16 protein-coding genes and 1 tRNA gene are annotated in these 19,863 nt (G+C 50.4%); 10 read left to right on the forward strand and 7 right to left on the reverse strand.

Features of this window, described 5'->3' with window-relative positions; translation table 11 throughout:
• Positions 1–29 precede the first annotated feature (29 nt).
• The 4 genes from STSP2_RS07210 to STSP2_RS07225 all read left to right on the forward strand — a co-directional run bounded on the left by STSP2_RS07210 (position 30) and on the right by STSP2_RS07225 (position 3,821).
• Positions 30–1,382, forward strand: a complete 1,353-nt coding sequence (locus STSP2_RS07210) for a UDP-glucose dehydrogenase family protein (protein WP_146661244.1) — start codon at positions 30–32, stop codon at positions 1,380–1,382.
• Between the two features lie 18 nt (positions 1,383–1,400).
• A complete protein-coding gene (locus STSP2_RS07215) occupies positions 1,401–2,321 on the forward strand; it encodes an NAD-dependent epimerase/dehydratase family protein (RefSeq protein WP_146661246.1) in 921 nt (306 codons plus the stop codon).
• A gap of 106 nt (positions 2,322–2,427) precedes the next feature.
• Positions 2,428–2,772, forward strand: coding sequence for a VanZ family protein (locus tag STSP2_RS07220; RefSeq protein ID WP_169853060.1), 345 nt, complete (start codon positions 2,428–2,430; stop codon positions 2,770–2,772).
• A complete protein-coding gene (locus STSP2_RS07225) occupies positions 2,769–3,821 on the forward strand; it encodes an NAD-dependent epimerase (protein ID WP_146661250.1) in 1,053 nt (350 codons plus the stop codon). The genes STSP2_RS07220 and STSP2_RS07225 overlap by 4 nt, the downstream gene beginning before the upstream one ends.
• Positions 3,822–4,410: 589 nt before the next feature.
• On the opposite strand, the gene STSP2_RS07230 is transcribed toward STSP2_RS07225, so the two are convergent.
• Entirely contained in the window at positions 4,411–5,001 is a 591-nt protein-coding gene (locus STSP2_RS07230; RefSeq protein WP_146661252.1) for a PEP-CTERM sorting domain-containing protein, read from the reverse strand.
• Between the two features lie 573 nt (positions 5,002–5,574).
• Between STSP2_RS07230 and STSP2_RS18070 the strand changes: the two genes are divergently transcribed.
• Positions 5,575–5,697: a DUF6900 domain-containing protein gene (locus STSP2_RS18070; protein WP_418202209.1), complete on the forward strand. Its 123-nt coding sequence runs from the start codon at positions 5,575–5,577 to the stop codon at positions 5,695–5,697.
• A gap of 4 nt (positions 5,698–5,701) precedes the next feature.
• On the opposite strand, the gene STSP2_RS07235 is transcribed toward STSP2_RS18070, so the two are convergent.
• Genes STSP2_RS07235 through STSP2_RS07245 form a run of 3 tightly spaced genes read right to left on the reverse strand, consistent with a single transcriptional unit; the run spans position 5,702 to position 7,674 of the window.
• Positions 5,702–6,199 carry a DUF6933 domain-containing protein gene (locus STSP2_RS07235; RefSeq protein ID WP_146661254.1) on the reverse strand — a complete coding sequence of 166 codons (498 nt, stop codon included), beginning with the start codon at positions 6,197–6,199 and terminating at the stop codon, positions 5,702–5,704.
• A 15-nt stretch (positions 6,200–6,214) separates the two neighbouring features.
• Positions 6,215–7,081: a nucleotidyl transferase AbiEii/AbiGii toxin family protein gene (locus STSP2_RS07240; protein WP_146661256.1), complete on the reverse strand. Its 867-nt coding sequence runs from the start codon at positions 7,079–7,081 to the stop codon at positions 6,215–6,217.
• Positions 7,078–7,674 carry a type IV toxin-antitoxin system AbiEi family antitoxin domain-containing protein gene (locus STSP2_RS07245; protein ID WP_146661258.1) on the reverse strand — a complete coding sequence of 199 codons (597 nt, stop codon included), beginning with the start codon at positions 7,672–7,674 and terminating at the stop codon, positions 7,078–7,080. Before STSP2_RS07245 ends, STSP2_RS07240 begins: the two co-directional genes overlap by 4 nt.
• Positions 7,675–8,581: 907 nt before the next feature.
• Between STSP2_RS07245 and STSP2_RS07250 the strand changes: the two genes are divergently transcribed.
• Positions 8,582–11,383 carry a DUF5107 domain-containing protein gene (locus tag STSP2_RS07250; RefSeq protein WP_146661260.1) on the forward strand — a complete coding sequence of 934 codons (2,802 nt, stop codon included), beginning with the start codon at positions 8,582–8,584 and terminating at the stop codon, positions 11,381–11,383.
• A 47-nt stretch (positions 11,384–11,430) separates the two neighbouring features.
• Here STSP2_RS07250 and STSP2_RS07255 read toward each other — a convergent pair whose 3' ends face one another.
• The 3 genes from STSP2_RS07255 to STSP2_RS07265 form a co-directional block, all read right to left on the reverse strand.
• Positions 11,431–14,862: a DUF2339 domain-containing protein gene (locus tag STSP2_RS07255; RefSeq protein WP_146661262.1), complete on the reverse strand. Its 3,432-nt coding sequence runs from the start codon at positions 14,860–14,862 to the stop codon at positions 11,431–11,433.
• Between the two features lie 204 nt (positions 14,863–15,066).
• Positions 15,067–15,738 (reverse strand): dockerin type I domain-containing protein, encoded by a 672-nt coding sequence (locus tag STSP2_RS07260; protein ID WP_146661264.1) that lies wholly within the window; start codon positions 15,736–15,738, stop codon positions 15,067–15,069.
• 175 nt (positions 15,739–15,913) lie between these two features.
• Positions 15,914–15,987, reverse strand: a tRNA-Val gene (locus STSP2_RS07265).
• Between the two features lie 188 nt (positions 15,988–16,175).
• Between STSP2_RS07265 and STSP2_RS07270 the strand changes: the two genes are divergently transcribed.
• The 4 genes from STSP2_RS07270 to smpB all read left to right on the forward strand — a co-directional run bounded on the left by STSP2_RS07270 (position 16,176) and on the right by smpB (position 19,863).
• Complete coding sequence (locus tag STSP2_RS07270; RefSeq protein WP_146661266.1) at positions 16,176–16,688, forward strand: nitroreductase family protein; 513 nt, start codon at positions 16,176–16,178, stop codon at positions 16,686–16,688.
• Between the two features lie 67 nt (positions 16,689–16,755).
• The gene (locus STSP2_RS07275) at positions 16,756–17,841 is read left to right on the forward strand and encodes a thiamine phosphate synthase (protein WP_146661268.1); all 1,086 of its coding nucleotides are present in this window, start codon (positions 16,756–16,758) and stop codon (positions 17,839–17,841) included.
• 505 nt (positions 17,842–18,346) lie between these two features.
• The gene (locus STSP2_RS07280) at positions 18,347–19,300 is read left to right on the forward strand and encodes a dihydropteroate synthase (RefSeq protein ID WP_146661270.1); all 954 of its coding nucleotides are present in this window, start codon (positions 18,347–18,349) and stop codon (positions 19,298–19,300) included.
• A gap of 83 nt (positions 19,301–19,383) precedes the next feature.
• Positions 19,384–19,863, forward strand: coding sequence for an SsrA-binding protein SmpB (gene smpB / locus STSP2_RS07285; RefSeq protein ID WP_146661272.1), 480 nt, complete (start codon positions 19,384–19,386; stop codon positions 19,861–19,863).

Here is a 19,863-nt window from a genome sequence, read left to right on the forward strand (position 1 = left end):
GTAAAGTCTGAAAAGTTGAGGAGTTTATCATGAAAGTATCGGTAGTTGGTGTTGGATATGTTGGTCTTGTTGCAGCTGCATGCCTTGCCGAGGGCGGCAATCATGTGGTCTGTGTTGATAACGATCAGAAAAAGATTGATGACCTTAACCAGGGCGTGATTCCAATCTATGAGCCGGGGCTTACCGAGATAGTCAAAAAGAATGTTGAGGCAGGAAGGCTCATCTTCACGACCGATCTTTCGGAAGGCGTTGCCAAATCGCTGCTTGTGTTCATTGGAGTTGGGACGCCCAGTGCGGACGATGGATCAGCTGACATATCGGCTGTTCTGGCGGTTGCGAAGGATGTTGCTCGCTGTATGGATGGCTACCGAATTGTCGTGACCAAGAGTACTGTTCCTGTCGGCACACACAAAAAGGTAAGCGATATTATTTCGAGTTATACCGAACATCCATTCGATTACGTCTCGAACCCCGAATTTCTGAAAGAAGGTTCGGCGGTGGACGATTTCTTAAAGCCTGATCGGGTCATCATAGGGACGACAAACCCAGCAGTAATGGAGATCATGAAACAGCTCTACGCACCCTTCATGCGTAAAAAGAGCAGGATGATTTTCATGGATCCAGCAAGTGCGGAGATGGCGAAATATGCCGCAAATGCCATGCTGGCTACCAGAATTACTTTCATGAATGAGTTAAGCGGTTTGTGCGATGAGCTTGGCGCAGATATTGAAATGGTTCGCCACGGAATTGGCAGTGATGGCCGAATAGGTTCATCTTTCCTGTTTGCAGGGCTAGGGTATGGCGGAAGCTGTTTTCCTAAGGACGTGCGGGCCTTATCTTTTATGGGTGATGGCTGCGGTTGCGAAATGACTTTGGCCAAAGCTGTTCAAGCTGCGAACTATAAGCAGCAGGATCGGTTTGCTGAACGTGTTATTGAGTATTATAAGAATCGACCTGAAACTACCCTGGCAGCCTGGGGTTTGGCGTTCAAGGCCCGAACCGACGATGTCCGCGAATCACCAGCATTGAGATGTGTCAATAAATTTATCGCTGCAGGTATCAAAGTCAAAGCTTATGACCCTGAGGCAATGGAAACTGCCGTGGCCGATATAGATGGCAAGGTCGAAATGGGTGAGAATGCTTATGACATACTCAACGGCTGCGATGGGCTCGTGATCATGACTGACTGGCAGGAGTTCCGCAGCCCGGCCTTCGATGACATAAAAGACAAACTCAACAAAGCGGTGATCTTTGATGGGCGAAACCTCTATGAGCCTCCCTTTGTGGCAAAGCAGGGGATCGAATATCATAGCATCGGGCGAGTTTCTGTATTTCCCCAGGGTGTCCAGCAGGAAACAGACAGCCTGAGAATGAGAGCATAAACTGAAAAAAGGTTTCCTATGAAAGTTCTAATCACCGGTGGGGCTGGGTTTATTGCCAGCCATATCGTCGAGCATTTTGCCGGCAAAGCTGAGATAACCGTTTTGGACAATCTGCGATCTGGCTATCGGCGGAATCTTGAAGGGCGTGACGTGGAGTTTATTGAAGGGTCGATTACCGATCGTGCGGCTGTGAAAAGAGCGGTTGCGGGGGCGGATTACGTCTTTCATCTGGCGGCGATGGTCAGCGTGCCAGAATCGATGCAGCAGCCCAGTGAGTGCGTGGACATAAACGTCCATGGCCTGCTCAATGTACTTAAAGAATCTGCGGCGGCTGATGTAAAAAAGCTCGTTTTCTCCAGTTCGGCCGCTATCTACGGCGATAACCCCACCGTCCCCAAACTGGAAAATATGCTGCCCGAGCCAAAGAGCCCGTATGCTATAACCAAGCTGGACGGCGAATACTACTGCCGGATGTTTGCCGAAGAAGGGCGGCTGGAAACTTGCTGTCTGCGATATTTCAACGTGTTCGGACCGCGACAGGACCCCAACAGTGCATATGCTGCTGCTGCTGTGCCGATCTTTATCAGCAAGGCACTTGCTAACGAACCGATCACAATCTTTGGCGACGGCACTCAGACTCGTGATTTTATATACGTCAAGGACATAGTCGCTGCCAACATATACGCCGCTGCCAATGAAAACTGCCGAGGCGTTTACAACGTGGCATATGGCAAACGCCTCTCGATAAATGATCTCGCCGAGCGGATCATTCGGCTGACCGGCTCAAAATCCGAGATACACTATGCCCCTGAACGCCCAGGCGATGTGAAGCATTCCCAGGCTTGCATCGACCAAATCGTCCAGGCTGGGTTTACGCCCGATTGCGATTTTGATTCGGGCCTGTTGGCAACCATTGATTACTTCAAGAACACACACTAATTTCGAAGCCGTATCAACGTTAATGAAATTCCACCCGATTAGACTCACTCTAAGCATAGCCGTTATCCTGGGCATGTTTGTGGTTACTCATATTCCGCAGGATAGAATGTCCGTCGACCTTGGTACATTCGGTTTTGACAAGCTGCTGCATGCCGGAGCCTATTTTATCATCACGCTGTCCGTTCTGTGGTCATTTGAGGGACGGCATCGGCTATTTTTAACGACCGTGGCATGTACAGTAGCTTCGTGGGGAGCATTTGATGAGCTTACACAGCCGATGTTTGGCCGAACTACATCAGCGGGCGACTGGCTGGCCGACTGTGTGGGAGTGGGGTTGGCAGTACTGCTATATAGAGGTATTAAGATGATTTCTGACAAACAAAAACAGCAGGAAATAGATCCTTGCGAAGAATACATTGAGATTTCCGTCGAGGAGAACAAAGTTTCATGAAGATACTGATCACTGGAACCGCTGGTTTTATCGGTTATAATCTTGCTAAAAAGCTCATCGCTCGTGGTGACGAGGTCGTCGGGCTCGACAGCATAAACGATTACTATGATGTCCGGCTAAAGTACGGCAGGCTGGTGGAGACTGGTATCGCGGCGGACGAAATTGAGTACAACAAGCTCGTCACCAGCTCTACCTTTTCGAACTACAGCTTCATTCAGCTTAATCTCGAAGATCGGACCAGCCTGGAAAGGCTCTTTTCCGAGCAAAAGTTCGACCGTGTTTGCAACCTGGCCGCCCAGGCGGGTGTTCGGTACAGCCTGGAGAACCCCCATGCGTATGTTGATTCCAACATTGTCGGCTTTGTAAATATTCTCGAAGCTTGCAGACACAACGAAATCGAGCACCTGGCGTATGCGAGCAGCTCAAGCGTCTACGGCCTTAACGAACAGATGCCGTTTTCGACCAGCGACAATATCGATCACCCCGTCAGTCTGTACGCTGCCAGCAAGAAGTCGAACGAACTCATGGCTCACACGTACAGCCATCTTTTCGGCCTGCCCACAACCGGTCTGCGGTTCTTCACCGTCTACGGTCCGTGGGGTCGACCCGATATGGCACTGTTTCTGTTCACCAAGGCGATACTCGAAGGCAGGCCCATCGACGTGTTCAACCATGGCAATATGAAACGCGATTTCACCTACATCGATGACATCGTCGAAGGCGTTACCCGCGTGATCGACAATCCGCCGGCCGGCAATCCTGACTGGTCAGGCAGCAACCCCGATCCCTCCACATCGCGAGCACCTTACAAAGTGTACAACATAGGCAACAGCTCCCCAGTGCAGCTTATGGATTTCATAGAAGCCATCGAAAAGGCATTAGGCACAAAGGCGGAAAAGAACATGCTGCCGATACAGCCAGGCGATGTTCCAGCAACCTGGGCGAACGTTGATGATCTCGTTCAGAATCTGGGGTACCGACCAAACACGCCGATACAGGAAGGCATAGATCAATTCGTTAAGTGGTACCGATGGTTTTACAAGTTATGACAGCAAAGGCAGAGAAGTGAGTGGAGTTGCCTGTGCAGTTCGTACAAGTAGACAACTAATACATTCTGATATTGCATCGCCAGGTTGGGTCGGCCTTTCTGAGGTTCAACCGAGCCCAGCCACATCCCCGGCGATGCTTGTAGTGGAGGGCTTCGATTCAGGTCGAAGCCCTCATTCTATTTCGGCACTATTGGCGCATAGCTTAATAAATAGACATTTAAATGCGGTTAGATGGATAATAGAGCCAAGTAGAATATCCCCACCAAGCTGATACGAGAGGTTGATCTACCCGGCGGGGATATTGCGGAGCGGAATTGTATTTGGTGATAATTATAGCAAGATGGGGGTGCTTGACAAAGGATTTGCACTTAAAATCAGAGTTTGGCGGATAAAAAACAGTGCAAATACGGGGTTCTATTGTGATGCTGAAATCACGGGGAGTCAAGAGTCCGCGTGATATTTACAAACGGCCGTACGAATTTCAGACGCGTGCCAAGAATCTAAGACAACTCCCTCTTAATCTATTGTCCAGTTTTTAAGGACATGGTCATAACCACAGCAACGAATAAAGCCTTCTCGATCAAATCGTCTAGGACCTACGTCTGAGTCTCATAAGACCCATTCCGAACGCTGCGAGCATAAGGCTGGTTGGTTCGGGAATGACAGTCGTGTCTGGAACTAAGATATGAGAATTCAAGCTTCCACTGCTAGGGGGCGTTATAGGGTCGTAATCAATAAGGCCCTCATCCGTCATACTAATGTTCCAGGCCGAGTTAAATAAGGCATCCTGACCTTGGCCGGAATACTTTCCGTTCTTTGCATAAAAGTCACCCCAAACCGGGTTTCGGCGACTGTAAAAGCTCAGCCTGAACTCATGTCCCAAATCTGAAATGTCCGAGTCGTCGGTTTCAAACTTTATGGCCGCCGGACCCACCCCGTCAGTGTTGCTGGTTGCATTGTAGTCGACGAATTCGGTGGTTATATTACCCACTGCCTCTCCGTCGACCCAGTATTGAAAGTCTGCAAAGTCTATGCCAGAGGACTCTACCGATCTTTCAAGGGTAAGATGGCTGATAGCGCTTTGACCTTCATTTTGAACAGTTATATTGAAGGTGTATTCATACTTCCACCAGCCAGCAATGCCCGAGTCACTCGAATCGCGAGTGACGGTCCAGTCCATTGTAGCTGAATCCCAAGAACCTAAGGTTTCGATGCCACCAGGCGTGCTCAGGGATCCAGTGTATTCGACTATGTCAGCTTTGCAGAATCCGCAAACGGCTACCAGGACAGCGCACACCGATTGCAGCAACTTAGTTTTTGAAAACAGCATTTCATCAGCCCTCACTAAAGAATAATTAGAATATATTTTAACAAAAGCTGCATTCTTTTTCAAGAGTTTTACACGTGACAAGATGTGAAACCGTGGAAATACGGGCGCCAGCGAGTGCTACTGAAAAGCCTGGAGATGCTTGTCGCAGGTAGAGGAATGCGCAAATGAATTGTTCGCTAAATGGGGTTTAGTCTCAACACCTGCTCAAGCCCCTCAAAAAAGTGCATTTGTAATTCATGTATTGTTCATAACAGGTTATTTGCCGAAACCTAATAATCTAGCGGTACCTGAAGTCTGTTCAGCGACAATAGTATCTCAGGTTGGCGCCAATTAAACTTTACGTATAGTTGAAGTCTTTAATATTCCGCCGCAATTCTACGGGTGTTAACCCGTGGTTGTTAACTTCAAAAATGTGCGAAACTTATCGTATGTTATCCGCTTGAAACCCGCAACTGGGACACCCACGATTTTCATGAACACGCAGTCTGGAGCATCAAAGAGGCACTCGAAAAAGCATATCAGGCCGGAAAGGAATCATGCGTATAAGCCTTTAAGGTCGAAGCAATTCAGCCACCAATTCAGTTGAACGCTTGTAGCCATTGGCTTTCAATGGTATTTGCGAAAGGGTCTCAAACATCGCCGGACTATCCACATCAATGCCATGGTAATCAGATGAGAATTTTGTCTGTGCTATAATATCGTTCATTGAACCAATAATGCTTCGGTTAGACGTTTTTGCGAATACTACTTCATCCATCTCCATAAGCTCTGGCATAAATCTTTCTTCCGGCAACTGGAGAAGAAGAAATGCTTTGAACAGCCGTTGCTTGAAAAGTTCAAGAATATCCCTGCTTGTCTTCAATCCCTTAACTGAAATCACAATTGGAAGCAATGTGCGTTCATTTACAAAGATCATATACTTGCGTCTGGATGCGGTGAATTCATTACAATACCAGTTCCCGAAGCGGGTAGTTGGCTCGGACAAGGCATCAGCCGGTTTAACCTTCAGGCGATCCTGTGCCTTTTTTGTGCAGTGCAAAATGAACATGGAGCCTCTTTATAATTATTCTTTCTTGTTCTGCAATTGCAGAACAATCGGCCATAATTGCTGTTGTATGCTGCCAACGATCTGGCTGAATGACAGCTCACAGTCGGTAAGCAAACTTCGTTTCAGAAAAGCTTTCCACTGTATTTCTTTGTTGCCGTCATTGATGAAATCGTCCGTGAACACCAAAGGCAACTCCGTTGGTATCGGGGTCTTTCGTCTCTGGAAGGTGGATTGAATCGCATCGGCAAGTTGGGTCTCATCAATACCCATGTGATGAAGGATGATATATACATCATAGAAATCCTTTAGACGGCTGTTCATCAAGCCCAGCACAATCATGGCGTTAAACTTTTCGGCAACTACCGTGGCGGGATGATAGGCACGAATGCGAGGAGCCGGAAAATCAAGTATGGTTGGATAATCAATGATTGCCGGAGCGGGCTTTATAGCATCCCCAAAGCCTACATCAATCTGAAGTGCAATTCGGGCATTGCCAAGATACCCAATCAATCGAACCCGAACACCGTGATAATCCTGATCATCCCGAATGTCATCGGTAACGATTGACTTGGGGTCAAATCGAAGTCCGTCATCGACCACTTCGGCCATGCAGGCGTCGGTGAATACTTTTTTCAATCGTTCATGATCCAGTTCGCCGAATCCAAGCAGATCGACATCTCTGGTTGGCCTGCCCGGAACATTTCGCCAAAGCGCAAAAAGCATAGCTCCCTTGAGGACAAACATTCCATCATTTTTTGAGGCGACTATTCGATACAATAGCCGTTCCAGCCCATAACGTATTAACAGGTGATTGAACTGTTCGCCCGTCTTGTCACGAATATTTAGAAGCTTTTGGTGGACAGATTGTGTGATTCCGTTCATCGTACAATCTCCAAATAGGGCCGCATTACATTGAGCATGCGACAGATTTTGGCGTAGCGGTAGATTTCATCGACGTTCGCTTTGCCTTGAGCCAGAGACTCTTTCAGTGCTTCACGGGCAACATCAATGCCGATCTTATTGCGGAATTTGAAGCAGTCCACAACTGTCTTGGCTGGAGAATAGACTCGTACCGTTACACCTTGCATTTGATGCTCTTCAATCCCGCAGGCGAAATGTGTCTCACTGACATAAACAATGCGAAGTGGATTGTCTTTATATTTTGGGACGGTTTGGTTTCGCTTTATAGCTATCCACACCTCCACAGGCATTTGGGTCGTTATTTCATGAAATTGCAAAGCTGAAAGCAGACAAATAACACCATGCGGTATAGCCAAAGAAACCGATTGAAATGTTTCATTGTCGGCAATGCGACCAGCAGGCACATAAATTCCTCTTGCTATTCTTCGCAAAATACCACGACTTGCCAGATAAGCCAGGCTTGTTCGGCTCGCACCTATGTCCACAAGGTCAGCGGAAGTTATCCGCCCCTTTTGGTTTGCAATATCAATGATTTTTTTGGTCATTTCTTTCATAAGGATACTATTCTAAGTCAACAAACTCTCCTCACATAATAATAACTGCGGGTAGTTTGTCAAGTTCTTTTAAGTGTTATCGTCTAAAATGACCACAAACCATAGATTTTGCAGAGATTACCCGAGCAAATAACGCAATTTTGCAGAAATAGTCCAATATGACTACTTTTGTGAAATATCAGCAAAATTCTCATCTGTAAACGCCGGAGTATAAGTGTGGCGATTGAGTTAATAATATATCCCGCCCGGTGCGGGATGTCCAATTTCCGACAAAGTCATCCTATTTCCTTGGCCGACTTGGCGGTGACGAAAATTAAATGCCTTACTCTTCTTTAATATATGGCTCGATCAAAGTCATTATGGTTTCGCGTATATGATCGGGCAGTATTTCCCATAACGCGAATGGGCAGGAACCCATTCGCGTTTGCAGTTTTACGCAGGTCTTATTGCATCGAATCGACTGTAAGCAGTGCCCATATTTGCTTTTCTGAAAAGTTGTAAGTTCCGCTTTAACAATGTCTTGCGCGCTAAAGGGGGTGGGCTGTAAACCCATTGGCGAGAGCCTTCGCTGGTTCGAATCCAGCCCGGCCCAGTTTTATACTTCTATTTTTCCTTTCAATAATTTGCGTCTGCCGATTTTTTGCGACCTTAATCCGTTCGGGGATCAAGCGAACTGTTATTTGACCATCAGTTTTCAGCGAGCCGAGGGAGCCATTGCAAATCGGTTGACTGTGATCATCAGTGCGTTAAATCAGCGATGCTGCTGTCAAACGCGCAATGCCGGTTCTAGATATTCCTTCGCCATACCTTTAAAAAGAAGTGGTTGATTATTGGCCCTTCTTGGCTTTTAATTGTAATCACAGGTGTAGCGTGAACTTGATCGGGGTTTGGATCGGAAGGTGTGAACATGAAAAACGCATGTCTGGTATTGCTTGTCATTGTTATTGCGGCGACTGCGGGCGCGGCCGAGATCAGCGAAAAGAATACAGCCATCAAAACGTATCCGTTCGGCGGCGAGGATCCGGTTCCGATCTTTGTCCGCGGAGATGAACAAGGCAAGCACTTAAAGCTGTATCCTTATACCTTTTTCGACGAGTTCACCGCAGAGCCTGTCCGGAGGGATTGGGCGGTCGTTTCACTTGAAAACCCCTATGTCAAAGTAACCGTAATGCCGGAGATCGGCGGAAAAGTATGGGGTGCTTTAGAGAAGGCGACCGGACGTGATTTCATTTATGCCAATGACGTTGTGAAATTCCGCGAGATCGCTCTGAGAGGGCCTTGGACTTCGGGCGGTATCGAGTTCAATTTCGGCCTGGTCGGGCACGCGCCGAGTACGTCAACGCCTGTCGATTATACTGCCAGAAAGAATCCGGACGGCAGTGTAAGCTGTTTCGTGGGAACCATGGACCTGCCCAGCCGGTCACGCTGGAGCATCGAGATCCGTCTGCCCGCAGATAAGGCCTACTTCGAAACGAACGCTTTTTACTACAATCCCTCATCTTTGGACCAGTCATACTATAGCTGGACGAATTCGGCAGCAAAGGTTTCTGAGGATATGCAGGTCATCTTTCCGGGCACTGAGCATATCGCACACGATTTCAAGGTGCCTTTGAAACCCTGGCCGATCTCGGAAGACGGCCGGGACCTGTCATGGTATAAAAATAACCGCTTCGGCAGTCATAAGAGCTATTTTACTGTTGGCGAGTATGAGGATTTTTTCGGCTGCTACTGGCATGAAGACCAGTTTGGTGCCGGCCACTATGCAAGGTACGGTGCTGCGCCCGGGCGTAAGCTCTGGCTCTGGGCGCTTTCGCGTCAGGGCGGTATCTGGGAAGACCTGCTTACGGACACAAAAGGTCAATATGCAGAACTGCAGGCAGGGCGGTTCTTTAATCAGAATGACCACGGATTTCTTGCCCCTTCTTCGGGCGATTCTTGGCGGGAGGTCTGGTTCCCGTACAAAGATATCGGGCCGATGGTCGAAGCCTCCGATGATGCGGTTCTCAGTGTAAAAAAAACCGTAAAGGGCGTCCAACTTGCCATCTGCGCATTGACTGACATCGATGAAGAGTTGGTTGTGTTTGCCGACGGCTCTAATATCCTGCAAAAAACTCTCGAACTCGAGCCCATGCAGACATACGAAACGACGGTTGAGCATACTTCCGAAGCGGTTATAAATCTGAAGCTCGGTGACCTGCTTGAGTTTACGACAGATGAGTCCGCGGACGATATAGATAAGCCAATCAACTTCCACGAGGTCGATGAGAGCACGAGCGAGGGGCTTTACCTTGCGGGACTGAGGCTCGAGAAGTCGCGTGGATACGATGAAGCTCTAAGTAAATACAGATCTTGTGTCGAGCAGCAGCCGAAACATGTTCGAGCACTGTCCCGCATTGCAGGGATTCAGTTACGCAAGGGCTTGCTTGACGAGGCGCTGAAAAGCTCAGCACGCGCGATCGAAATATCCATGTATGATCCGCACGCAAATTATATCTACGGCCTTGCTTCGCGCAGGGCAGGAAAGCTGACTGATGCAAAAGATGCATTGACCTGGGCCGCACGCTCGATGCAGTACCGGTCCGCTGCCAATGCGCAGCTTGCCGGGATCGCCATGCAGGAAAAGGATTACAGGGCGGCCGTCAAACTGAGCAAAGCCGCTTTGGATTACAATGTTTTTAATGTCAATGCTCTGCAGACGCGGGCGATCTGTTTGCGCAAACTGGGCATGACAGATGCTGCCAAAAGCACACTGGATCGGATACTTTCGATCGAGCCTTTGAACCACTGTGCTCCATTTGAGAGATATCAGCTCAGCGGGCGCAAATCAGATCTGGCGGCGTTCACGTCCAATATCCGCAACGAATACGCCAGGGAAACATATGTCGAGATGGGTGTTTTTTATGCCGGGCTGGGGCTAATGGACGAGGCGGTCGAGCTGTTTGATCTTGTCTCAGATTACCCTACGGCCAGATATTGGTCGGCATATCTGCAGAAGTCGAAGGATATGCTGGCCCGTGCAGATTCGCTCGATCCTGATTACGTTTTCCCGTTCCGGGAAGAATCAATACCAGTTTTCGAATGGGCCGTCAAAAACAGTGATGACTGGAAGCCTCTATATTATCTCGGCCTGATCTACTGGGCGAAGGGTCGGCAGGATGAAGCACGTGAGCTTTTCCGGGAAATTGAACCCGAAGGTTTTGCACCCTTCTATATTACCAGGGCACATATAAACGAACCCGTCGACAGCTCGGCAGCCCTGGCGGACCTTAAAACTGCGGTCAAGATAGATCCAGCCAGCAGGCGGCCGCGGCATCATCTGATCACTTTCCACATAGAGCATGAGAACTTTGAAAAGGCAATCTCCGCTGCCCGAGAAGGGATGAAGCTGCTTCCCGATGAACAGCAGCTTGAGCTCGATCTGCTGAGATCGCTCGTTCCAGCGGGGTATTACAGTGAGGCTCTTGAAATACTGAAGCGGACGAGAATCCTGCCTTTCGAAGGTGCAAGTGAAATTCACGAGCTTTATGTTAAAACGCACCTGGGTCTGGGCAGGGCGGCGATGGAAGAGGGCGACTACAGAAAGGCCCTGGAGCACTTCGAAGCATCAAAGCTGTACCCCGAACGCCTAGGCACAGGTAAGCCGTACGATCCTGACTACAGCACGCAGGACAAACTGATCGAGCAATGCGTTGAAGCAATGGAAGAGTGATCGTAATTCGACCAGTCAAATTTCAAAGCATTCTATCTGAGATTCGATCATTCTTCTGCATCGGCTGATGTGCGTTTGTCCTGTTCGGCGTTCTGCTCCTTGAATGTTTCAAAGAAGCCCTTCTTCTTGAGGTACTGGTACAGGTAGGATGCGCCAATCAATATCGAGCCTGTGACCAAAAATCCCATTATGCGGTAACCGGTGGCGAGTTGCCTAGTGTCGAACAGGAATATCTTGGCCGTGAGCAGGGCAAATATCCCGATCGCTAGGTAGCGGATGGTCCTCATATTCTTCCAGAAACCGATCCCCAGCAGTATGGCTGCGTAAACCGCCCACAGAATTGAGACATACATGTGTGCGAGAAATTTCCACGTGGGCATCGCTTCGACGTACTGGTCCCGGCAGTAGAAGTACAGATAAATCTCCTCGGTCAGCAGTATCAGCAGTGCAATGACTGCCGCTAAAGCAAGATAACCCAGATATTTCGTCTCACGGCTTGCGCGGGATCCGTATCTATACAGCAGCCACGCTGAAACGAAGGTCGCTGCAATTACAGCGATCAGGCTGGCGAAATCGTAGTTGAAGAAGATAGTAAAACCATTTCTGTGCAGACCCAGTATAATCATAGGAGCTATTATAAGCCCCGCCCAGCTTGCGGCCATCGATATCAACCTTACCGCTCGGCCTGCCGGTGCGATGGGTCGAACAGCGAACAAGAGTATCACAAACGCCAGAGCGAGCATGATCATCCGCAGGAATACCGGCGCATCGAAAAGGGCATAGGATGCTATGTCGAGATTATCAACGCAATGTACGCCCCATTCACCGACGATCGCGATCGCAAGGTAAATGCCCGAAATACTGAAAAGACTTTGTGACAGCACCGAGTTTGCCGGAGGGGAAAGCTCATCACTTTTGCGATATAGCATATGAGCGGCGTAGACTGAAAGCGAGACGATAAGCAATGTGCCGAAATCTTCGTTCACAAAAACGGTGAAATCGCTTTGGTGCATCGGCAGTAAAAGGACAGAACCGGCCAGGCAGACGGCTCCGATTATGCCTGCAGCAATCTGCGTGAAGATGTTTTTGAACCTCAGACCGATCATCGCCAGGATCACCGCCTGCAGTGTTAGTGCGATCAGCGGCGTTCGGCCTTGCCATTCGAACAAAGCCGGCAACGCTATCGCGAAAAACAGCAGACCCACCGCCAGGCCGCTCTGAACAGTGACTCTGCGGTCCGGAAGTTTCCGCCATATAATAAATGTTCCGGCAATATGCAGTACGGCCAACCCGATCATGCATAATGTCAGAGCAACGCGAAATTCCTCTGAGAGCTCCAGCCAGAGGAAGTAGAACACGAAGCCGGAATTGGCAAGAATGACCAAAGTGTCTTCCAGATGCTCTTTACATCGGTTCAGCAACGCCCCAGCGAGAGAAGCTGTAAAGAATACGCCGAAGATCGCGCCAAGCCACGTTATCGTAATGCCCATATCAGCGGAATCGCCTGGGAAGTACCAGCATACGTAATTCAGAGCGGTCATCAGGAACGCGACGGCGGTCACGCATCGCCATCTTTTGACCTGTGCAGCGGCGATCATCGCAACGCTTATGACCAGCAGGGCGGTGAACAGGGGCGCGTGACCGACGGTCGGCAATGACAGGGCAGGAATGTTCAGCGACGCTATGATCGGGAGCAGGCCGGATGCGATAATGCCGATGATCGCCATGAGCGATCTGCGCGTAAGCAGAGCCGATGCGAGACTTGCCGCCGCGAGATAGATCGCAGTGGTCAGGAATATCGCGGTCTGCTCGGGTGCGAATTCCGTGAAGACGAACGAAAAGAAGCCGGCGATTATCGCAGCGACGCTCAATTGGTGCCATCGTCGCGAATATGCGCATGCCAGGGCGACAGTCAAAATGGCGCACTGGTAACCGGCGAACTGCCAGCTCGCTGCATGACCATCGAAACCCAGAATTGGCATAGCCATAGCCGCAACGATGGTCATGATCGATATCGAAAGCCATTGTTTCGACCACGCGATCGCAAAGCCTGCCACAGCTATCAGCAGCAGATAAAGCATATATGTTTCGGGCAGCGGGGCCGATATGCTGGCCGCCTTGGGGATTACGAAAGCTGCGAGCGTGATCACCTGAGCGGTTTTCCGCCAGCCCTTCGACCATGCCATGTATGCGGCGAATATGTTGATGACTATCCAGTACGCGAGCATGTTGGCCGTTACCTCTGTCTGCCAGTTCGTTATCGCGGGCAGGGCCGCACAGCCGAGAAAGACCGGCACAGCCAGTTTGGGCCATTGTTTGACTTTGCACGAGATCATCAGTGCCGATGCGATCAGGAACAGATAGCCCAGAAAATACGCCGAAGGGCTCTCTCCCGCTGCGAGGAAGGAGGGCATGACCAGTGCGCCGGCCAGAACGGTCGCGGCAAGAGGCAGCCAGTTGCGCAAGAACGCGATAAGGATCGCGGGAAGACTTACAAGCAGAAGGTATACCAGGAACGGATTGAGCTGATGGCTGCCGGTGGAGACTATCGCGGGCACAACGTAGGCCGCAAGCGAGGCGAATATGGCGATGGAAATCCACGAGCGTATGTATGAAGTCGCCAGCGTGCCGGCGGTCAGAACCACGAGATAGCTGAACAGCGGCAGTTGCAGACCGGTGCCTTTAAGCACTATGATCGGCACGAGGTATCCGCCCAGCGTGGTGATCGCGGCTATGACTATTTCCTTGAGTGCGACAGCGTAAATGAGCGAGCCCGCGGTCACGATACAGGCCGCGATGGTTGCGGGCATCGGCCCTATGATGCCGTAAAGTTTGTACGCGGTGAATATTGCGGTATACAGCAGGGCGAGTCCCAGGGACGTCACCGCTTTTGCGACTATGTCATACTGTCGCCGGCGGGTGATCTCGCCTGCAATGATCGCGCCCAGACCTGCTGCCACAATCGCCGCTGCTTTGAGTTTGTCGCTTAGGATGGATTGCTCATACGCCCATTTGACCGCAAAACCGGCCACGAATATCAACAGGATGACGCCGACTATCGGCATCAGACGCGTACCGATCAACTCCTCCAGGTTCCATGATGGCTTTTTCTTTGCAGGTTCTTCCGGCTGAGCCTTTTTCATTTCCTGATCAAGGTATGGAGGTATGGCGGTTTGTTCTATGTCGCGGCCGGTTTTAACTTCGGTCGGCAAAGGCGGAGGCGTTTCGGCCGTTTCGTGTTCTTGAGCTTGCGGAGCTGTCGGTTTCTGAGCTGTGACGGGTGCGGATGGCTCGGGTTGTCTTTGTGGTTCTCCAGCGGTTTCAGGCCCGGCGGCGGGTTTCTCTGCTCGCTTCTGGTCCAGGTCATGGTCATAGAGCCGATGATCCTCTATCAGGTAGCGGTTGTGATTGGCTCGTATTAGAGCAGCTATCGCAACGGCCAGTGCGCCAAGGCCTGCCAGAAAGGCAAGAATATCCATATAATCCACCTCTGTTCATTATTGCGGTGAGCAAGTTCAGCCGACTGAATAGGGCCGAGGTGATTGTATTCGGACTTTATTGATATTTGCAAGCTAAAACTTCCGCCATGTCGGATTTGCTTCTCTGGCGGTTTCACAAAAGCATTCCAGCCAGGCATACTGCAGCGGCAAATATTCGCTCCGGCGTGTAGGAAGTGCGTTCTTTTAGCCGGTTTTCTCCAGCCAGTAGCAACTGAACAGCAAAAGGTCATTCATGTCGACCGCTCCATCCTCGTTGAGGTCCGCCCCTTTTACATCTGACGGGTCTGCCACATCGGTTTGGCCCCAGTAACGCGACATTACAACGAGATCGGAATAATCGACCACGCTGTCGGCATTGAAGTCCCTGGTGGGCACATGTATGAATGTTTGTTCGTCGATCAGGATGGCAGGGCCGTCGGGCATATTATGCTCGTGCATCTGCACCGTGCATTCACCCACCTGGACGGCTTTATAATCCAACACGAACCAGTCACCCGCTGTCACGCCCGTGTAGCCGGCATAAAGATCGAACCCGCGTACTCCCTGTTCGGTCCAGTCGTAAACAGCAGAACCGAACCCGGAGGCAGGCAAGCAGGAGCCATCGTAGGAAAAGCCGTTGTACTCCCTGCCGGTGATGTCAGCCATGGGGATGTTGGGGTCATAAAGTGCGACCGATCCGCTCCAGTAGTCCGCGTTGTCGTTAGAAATGACCAGCGTCAACTGTGTGCCGACCATGATTTCCTGGTATTCCAGCGGTGTTTCGCCGTCCGCACGGAACACATTCATGTTCGGTGCAGCCGGAACCGACGCATTTACAAGCATACAAAGCGCAAGCAGCAAAACTCTTTTCATCATTACCTCTCCAAGTAAAATCAAAACGGGCAGTTACAATAGATTGCAGAGGTTTAATTGTCAAGTCAATTTCGACGGATCTGCTTTGGGGCGGAACGCTGATTATGAGGAGTGATTGGCCTGCTGAGGCAACAAAAAAAGCCTGTAACTATCGCTAGCTACAGGCCTTGCACGATTATGGGCGGTACAGGACTTGAACCTGTGACCCCCTGCTTGTAAGGCAGGTGCTCTAGCCAACTGAGCTAACCGCCCGATGGGAGGCAATAACATACATGTATAAAGGCCTGCTGTCAATATCTAACCGGTGTTCCGGGAGCAATTTTTTCAAAAAAGCTGAAAACATATTTTTTGGCATGGCCAAGCCGTGCTTGACGGGATTGGATGCAGGTGTTTACATATTGATTTGCTGAATACAAGGAAATTTTCTGGAAAGGAACCATATGGATGTCATGCAAGCGATCGAGAAGCGGTATTCGTGCCGATCTTATCATCCGGATGCCATAGAAGAGGACAAGCTGGGCCGAATATTGGAGGCGGCGAGGCTGGCGCCGTCTGCGCGAAACCAGCAGGAATGGCGGTTCGTGGTGGTCAGGGACGAGCATACCAGGCGTAAACTCAGTGTCGCCGCCGCGAATCAGGATTTCGTGGCGCAGGCGCCTGTCGTTATTGTCGGATGCACGATGACGGATCGGCTGATGCGGTGCGGCCAGCCTTCGGGTGTTATCGATACCGCCATCGCGATGGAACATATCGCTCTGCAGGCTGTCGAAGAGGGGCTGGCTACGTGCTGGGTCGGTGCGTTTTACCCTGACAAGGTCAAACCCATATTGAACATACCGGATGAGGTGACCGTGGTCGAGCTGATGTCGCTCGGTTATCCGGCGGATGAACCTGTCGGCACGCCGCGCTGCGATATGCCGAAAATAGTATCGTTCGATTCATGGCAGTTTTGAGAGCATGTAACGCTTTCCGGAACAGATATTCTTTGTAATTGCATGCCGCTTTCTATAATATGCCGACATGGAAAAAAGTGCTTACAGAATAATCGATGCAAATCTGAACCGCGGGCGGGAAGCTGCACGCGTGATGGAGGAATTCTGCAGGTTCTACCTCAATTCGAGCGAACTTAGCGGCCGGGCGAAGAACCTGCGGCACAGGCTCTGCGGGGCGGGCAATCAGTTCGACATCTCGATGCTGGTCTCCGCTCGTGACAGCGGTGCGGACGTGGGCAGGGGGCTCGCGGTGAGCGATCAGCTCAAACGCACGGAGCTGCGGGACTGCTTTACAGCGGCCGTCAAGAGGATAAGTGAGGCTTTGCGTGCACTGGCTGAGGTTTCGCAGACGCTCAAGCCGGAATTGACACCAATATTCGAGGAACTGCGATTCGAAACCTATACGCTGGAGAAGGACGCAGTGTTGGCTGCTTCGGTCAAGAGCAAAGTTGATCGTATTCGCTTATACGTGCTCGTGACCGCTGCTCAGGCCAATACAGATGACGAGCTTTTGCAGTTGACCGAGGCGTGCTGTCGGGGCGGGGCGGATTGTCTGCAGCTTCGGGCGAAAGGTCTGTCCGACGGGCGAACTTATCGCCTGGCCGAAAAGATGGTAAGTGTGTGCAGCGAACATCAAGTCGTTTCCATTATCAATGACAGACCTGATATCGCTTTGGCCAGCGGCGCCGACGGTGTGCATCTGGGCCAGGACGATATGCCGGTTTCTAAGGTACGCGAACTGTTCAACAGACCCATGATCGTCGGGCTCAGCACGCACAATGCGGACCAGCTCGAACAAGCGATCCGCGAGAGGCCGGATTATGTGGGTCTGGGGCCTGTTTTCGAGACTCGCACTAAGCACATAGAAAAGCTGGCAGGACTGGAGTATGTTGAACATGCTGTGTCCCGTCTCCATGACACAGGTATCGGCCATGTTGCGATCGGCGGTATAAATGCGGTTAATGCTGACGATGTAATCAGTGCGGGCGCATCTGCTGTCGCGGTGTGTTCTGCAGTGACCGGCTCAAATGATCCTGCCGCGGCGTGCGATGAACTCAACAATATCCTGTCAAAAGCCGGGCCCGAGAATGATCAGCTTAAGGCCTGGCCTTAGATCGTGGCAGGGCTCACCCCTAGAACCAGGCTAGGGCTTTATACGTAACCCCATGCGAATTCAACAGTTATCCACGAAGTCGCCCCTGTTAAAACTTGCCGTCTTTTGCTGGCCATACAGACTGATGCATTACAAGGTATAGAGTGACATTCTGTCGTATTAGCATTTAGTCACGAAGACTTATGCCTTTAAGTGCCTATTCTTTAGAGGGTTACATTCCGACAAGTCTATTCTCAGCGATTGGTTTGGCGGATTAGAAGAGTCAGGTAAGATGTTTTCTCATTACTCAAAAAGTACCCGAATCCACATTTTTCTGTTGCCAGACCCGACTTGTTAACATGTTTTCCACATGAGGACTTAAAAGGCTGTTAAGCTCCTGTGCTGTGGTGTATGTGTTTACTAATGTGGATGCCGATAAATCATCGTATTTGCTTGTTCTCGGCAGGGACTGGCTATACAATTACAGACTTCAACCGGATTTGTTAACTTGAGTTAAGGGAGAAAAATGACTGATCGTTTGATAAGTATTGCCGAATCTCTACATGCATCAATTCCGAGTACCAGACGCGTCATGGACAGTCTGCACGAACTTGGACCTGACTGCTTCAGCGATAAAAGCGAGCCGCTTGGTGAGATCAAAAAGATCATTCAATCACAAGCCGATGAAGGTGCCGACTTTATTGCCGTCAATGTGGATGCATACGGAGAAGATGATCCGCACAAGACGATCGAATACATGCGTGAATATGTCAAGCTGATCAAGCAGTTCGGCCAGGGGGTGCCGCCATGCATCGACAGCAGTAACGACGATGCTCTGGTTGCGGGGCTTAAAGCGTGGTACGAAGATAATGCGCAAGCTGCTGTTCCGCTCATAAATTCGATAAAGACTTACAACGCCGACAAGCTGATGCCGCTGCGGGATAAATTCGAATACAGCTTTATCGCGATGCTCGTTGCCGAAGAAAAGGGCGCCTGTCCTGGCGGCGTTGACGGCGCGGACGAACTTGTCGGTCTTGCAAAGCAGATATTTGACAAGGCCATCGGGTACGGTTTCAAGCCCGATCAGATATATTATGACACTACGGTTTTTCCGCTGGCGATAGACATGCCCATGCAGCCGGGCGTTCCCAGCTATACACATCGGGCATTCGAGACGATCAGGCGGATCAAGCAGGACCCGGAGATGGCGGGAGTGCATTTCTCGCTGGGCATCAGCAATTGCTGCCGCGACCTGCCGGGCCGAAAGATCGGCATCTGCCGGGCGTATGTCGAAAAAGCCATGGAATACGGCCTGGATGCGGGCATTGTAAATGTTTTCCATCACTACGGCGAAAAACCGGCCGATCCGCAGCTTGTCGAGCTTGTGGACGCATTCGCAGCTATCGACGGCGATGACCCTGCAATGACGAACGATGCGATGATGAAGATGTCGCAATTCTGTTCTTCGTTCAGGGGTTAAGCATTGTTAAGTCGCAATAGTTTTATGGCTTGAGGGCATTGTGAATCTTGCAAAATGCCCGTCTTGTGTTTATTATTGGCCGAATGTCCAAAAAAAGCAAAAAACAACAGAAGAGCGGCCCGGTCAATGTTAAGAACAAGAAGGCCTACCGCGATTATGAGCTGATCGAGAAGGTAGAGGCCGGTATCGAACTGGTCGGTACGGAGGTCAAGTCGCTGCGCCAGGGTCAGGCCGACCTTGACGGTTCATACGCGCGGGTCGAGAACGATCAGTGCTGGCTGGTCGGTGCACAGATCGCTCAGTATGCCGAGGCGTCCTACAACAATCATGATCCGCTTCGCCAGCGCAGGCTGCTGCTGCACAAACGGCAGATACTCAAGATCAAGACCAAGCTGCAGCAGCGAGGTTTTACACTGGTGCCGCTGCGTTTTTATTTCAATGATCGCGGCTATGCCAAGGTGGAACTGGCGCTTGCCAAGGGTAAACGCAAATACGACAAGCGTGATAAACTGCAGAAAGAACAGCAGAAACGTGATATCGCCAGAAGTCTAAAACACTATTAA

The organism is Anaerohalosphaera lusitana (assembly GCF_002007645.1).
Lineage (GTDB): Bacteria > Planctomycetota > Phycisphaerae > Sedimentisphaerales > Anaerohalosphaeraceae > Anaerohalosphaera > Anaerohalosphaera lusitana.

Excerpts from the sequence above, each read along its gene's own strand:
- STSP2_RS07210 (WP_146661244.1), top strand. The coding sequence starts at position 30 with ATGAAAGTATCGGTAGTTGGTGTTGGATATGTTGGTCTTGTTGCAGCT.
- STSP2_RS07215 (WP_146661246.1), top strand. The coding sequence starts at position 1,401 with ATGAAAGTTCTAATCACCGGTGGGGCTGGGTTTATTGCCAGCCATATC.
- STSP2_RS07220 (WP_169853060.1), top strand. The coding sequence starts at position 2,428 with ATGTCCGTCGACCTTGGTACATTCGGTTTTGACAAGCTGCTGCATGCC.
- STSP2_RS07225 (WP_146661250.1), top strand. The coding sequence starts at position 2,769 with ATGAAGATACTGATCACTGGAACCGCTGGTTTTATCGGTTATAATCTT.
- STSP2_RS07230 (WP_146661252.1), bottom strand. The coding sequence starts at position 5,001 with ATGGACTGGACCGTCACTCGCGATTCGAGTGACTCGGGCATTGCTGGC.
- STSP2_RS07235 (WP_146661254.1), bottom strand. The coding sequence starts at position 6,199 with ATGTTCATTTTGCACTGCACAAAAAAGGCACAGGATCGCCTGAAGGTT.
- STSP2_RS07240 (WP_146661256.1), bottom strand. The coding sequence starts at position 7,081 with ATGAACGGAATCACACAATCTGTCCACCAAAAGCTTCTAAATATTCGT.
- STSP2_RS07245 (WP_146661258.1), bottom strand. The coding sequence starts at position 7,674 with ATGAAAGAAATGACCAAAAAAATCATTGATATTGCAAACCAAAAGGGG.
- STSP2_RS07250 (WP_146661260.1), top strand. The coding sequence starts at position 8,582 with ATGAAAAACGCATGTCTGGTATTGCTTGTCATTGTTATTGCGGCGACT.
- STSP2_RS07255 (WP_146661262.1), bottom strand. The coding sequence starts at position 14,862 with ATGGATATTCTTGCCTTTCTGGCAGGCCTTGGCGCACTGGCCGTTGCG.
- STSP2_RS07260 (WP_146661264.1), bottom strand. The coding sequence starts at position 15,738 with ATGATGAAAAGAGTTTTGCTGCTTGCGCTTTGTATGCTTGTAAATGCG.
- STSP2_RS07270 (WP_146661266.1), top strand. The coding sequence starts at position 16,176 with ATGGATGTCATGCAAGCGATCGAGAAGCGGTATTCGTGCCGATCTTAT.
- STSP2_RS07275 (WP_146661268.1), top strand. The coding sequence starts at position 16,756 with ATGGAAAAAAGTGCTTACAGAATAATCGATGCAAATCTGAACCGCGGG.
- STSP2_RS07280 (WP_146661270.1), top strand. The coding sequence starts at position 18,347 with ATGACTGATCGTTTGATAAGTATTGCCGAATCTCTACATGCATCAATT.
- smpB (WP_146661272.1), top strand. The coding sequence starts at position 19,384 with ATGTCCAAAAAAAGCAAAAAACAACAGAAGAGCGGCCCGGTCAATGTT.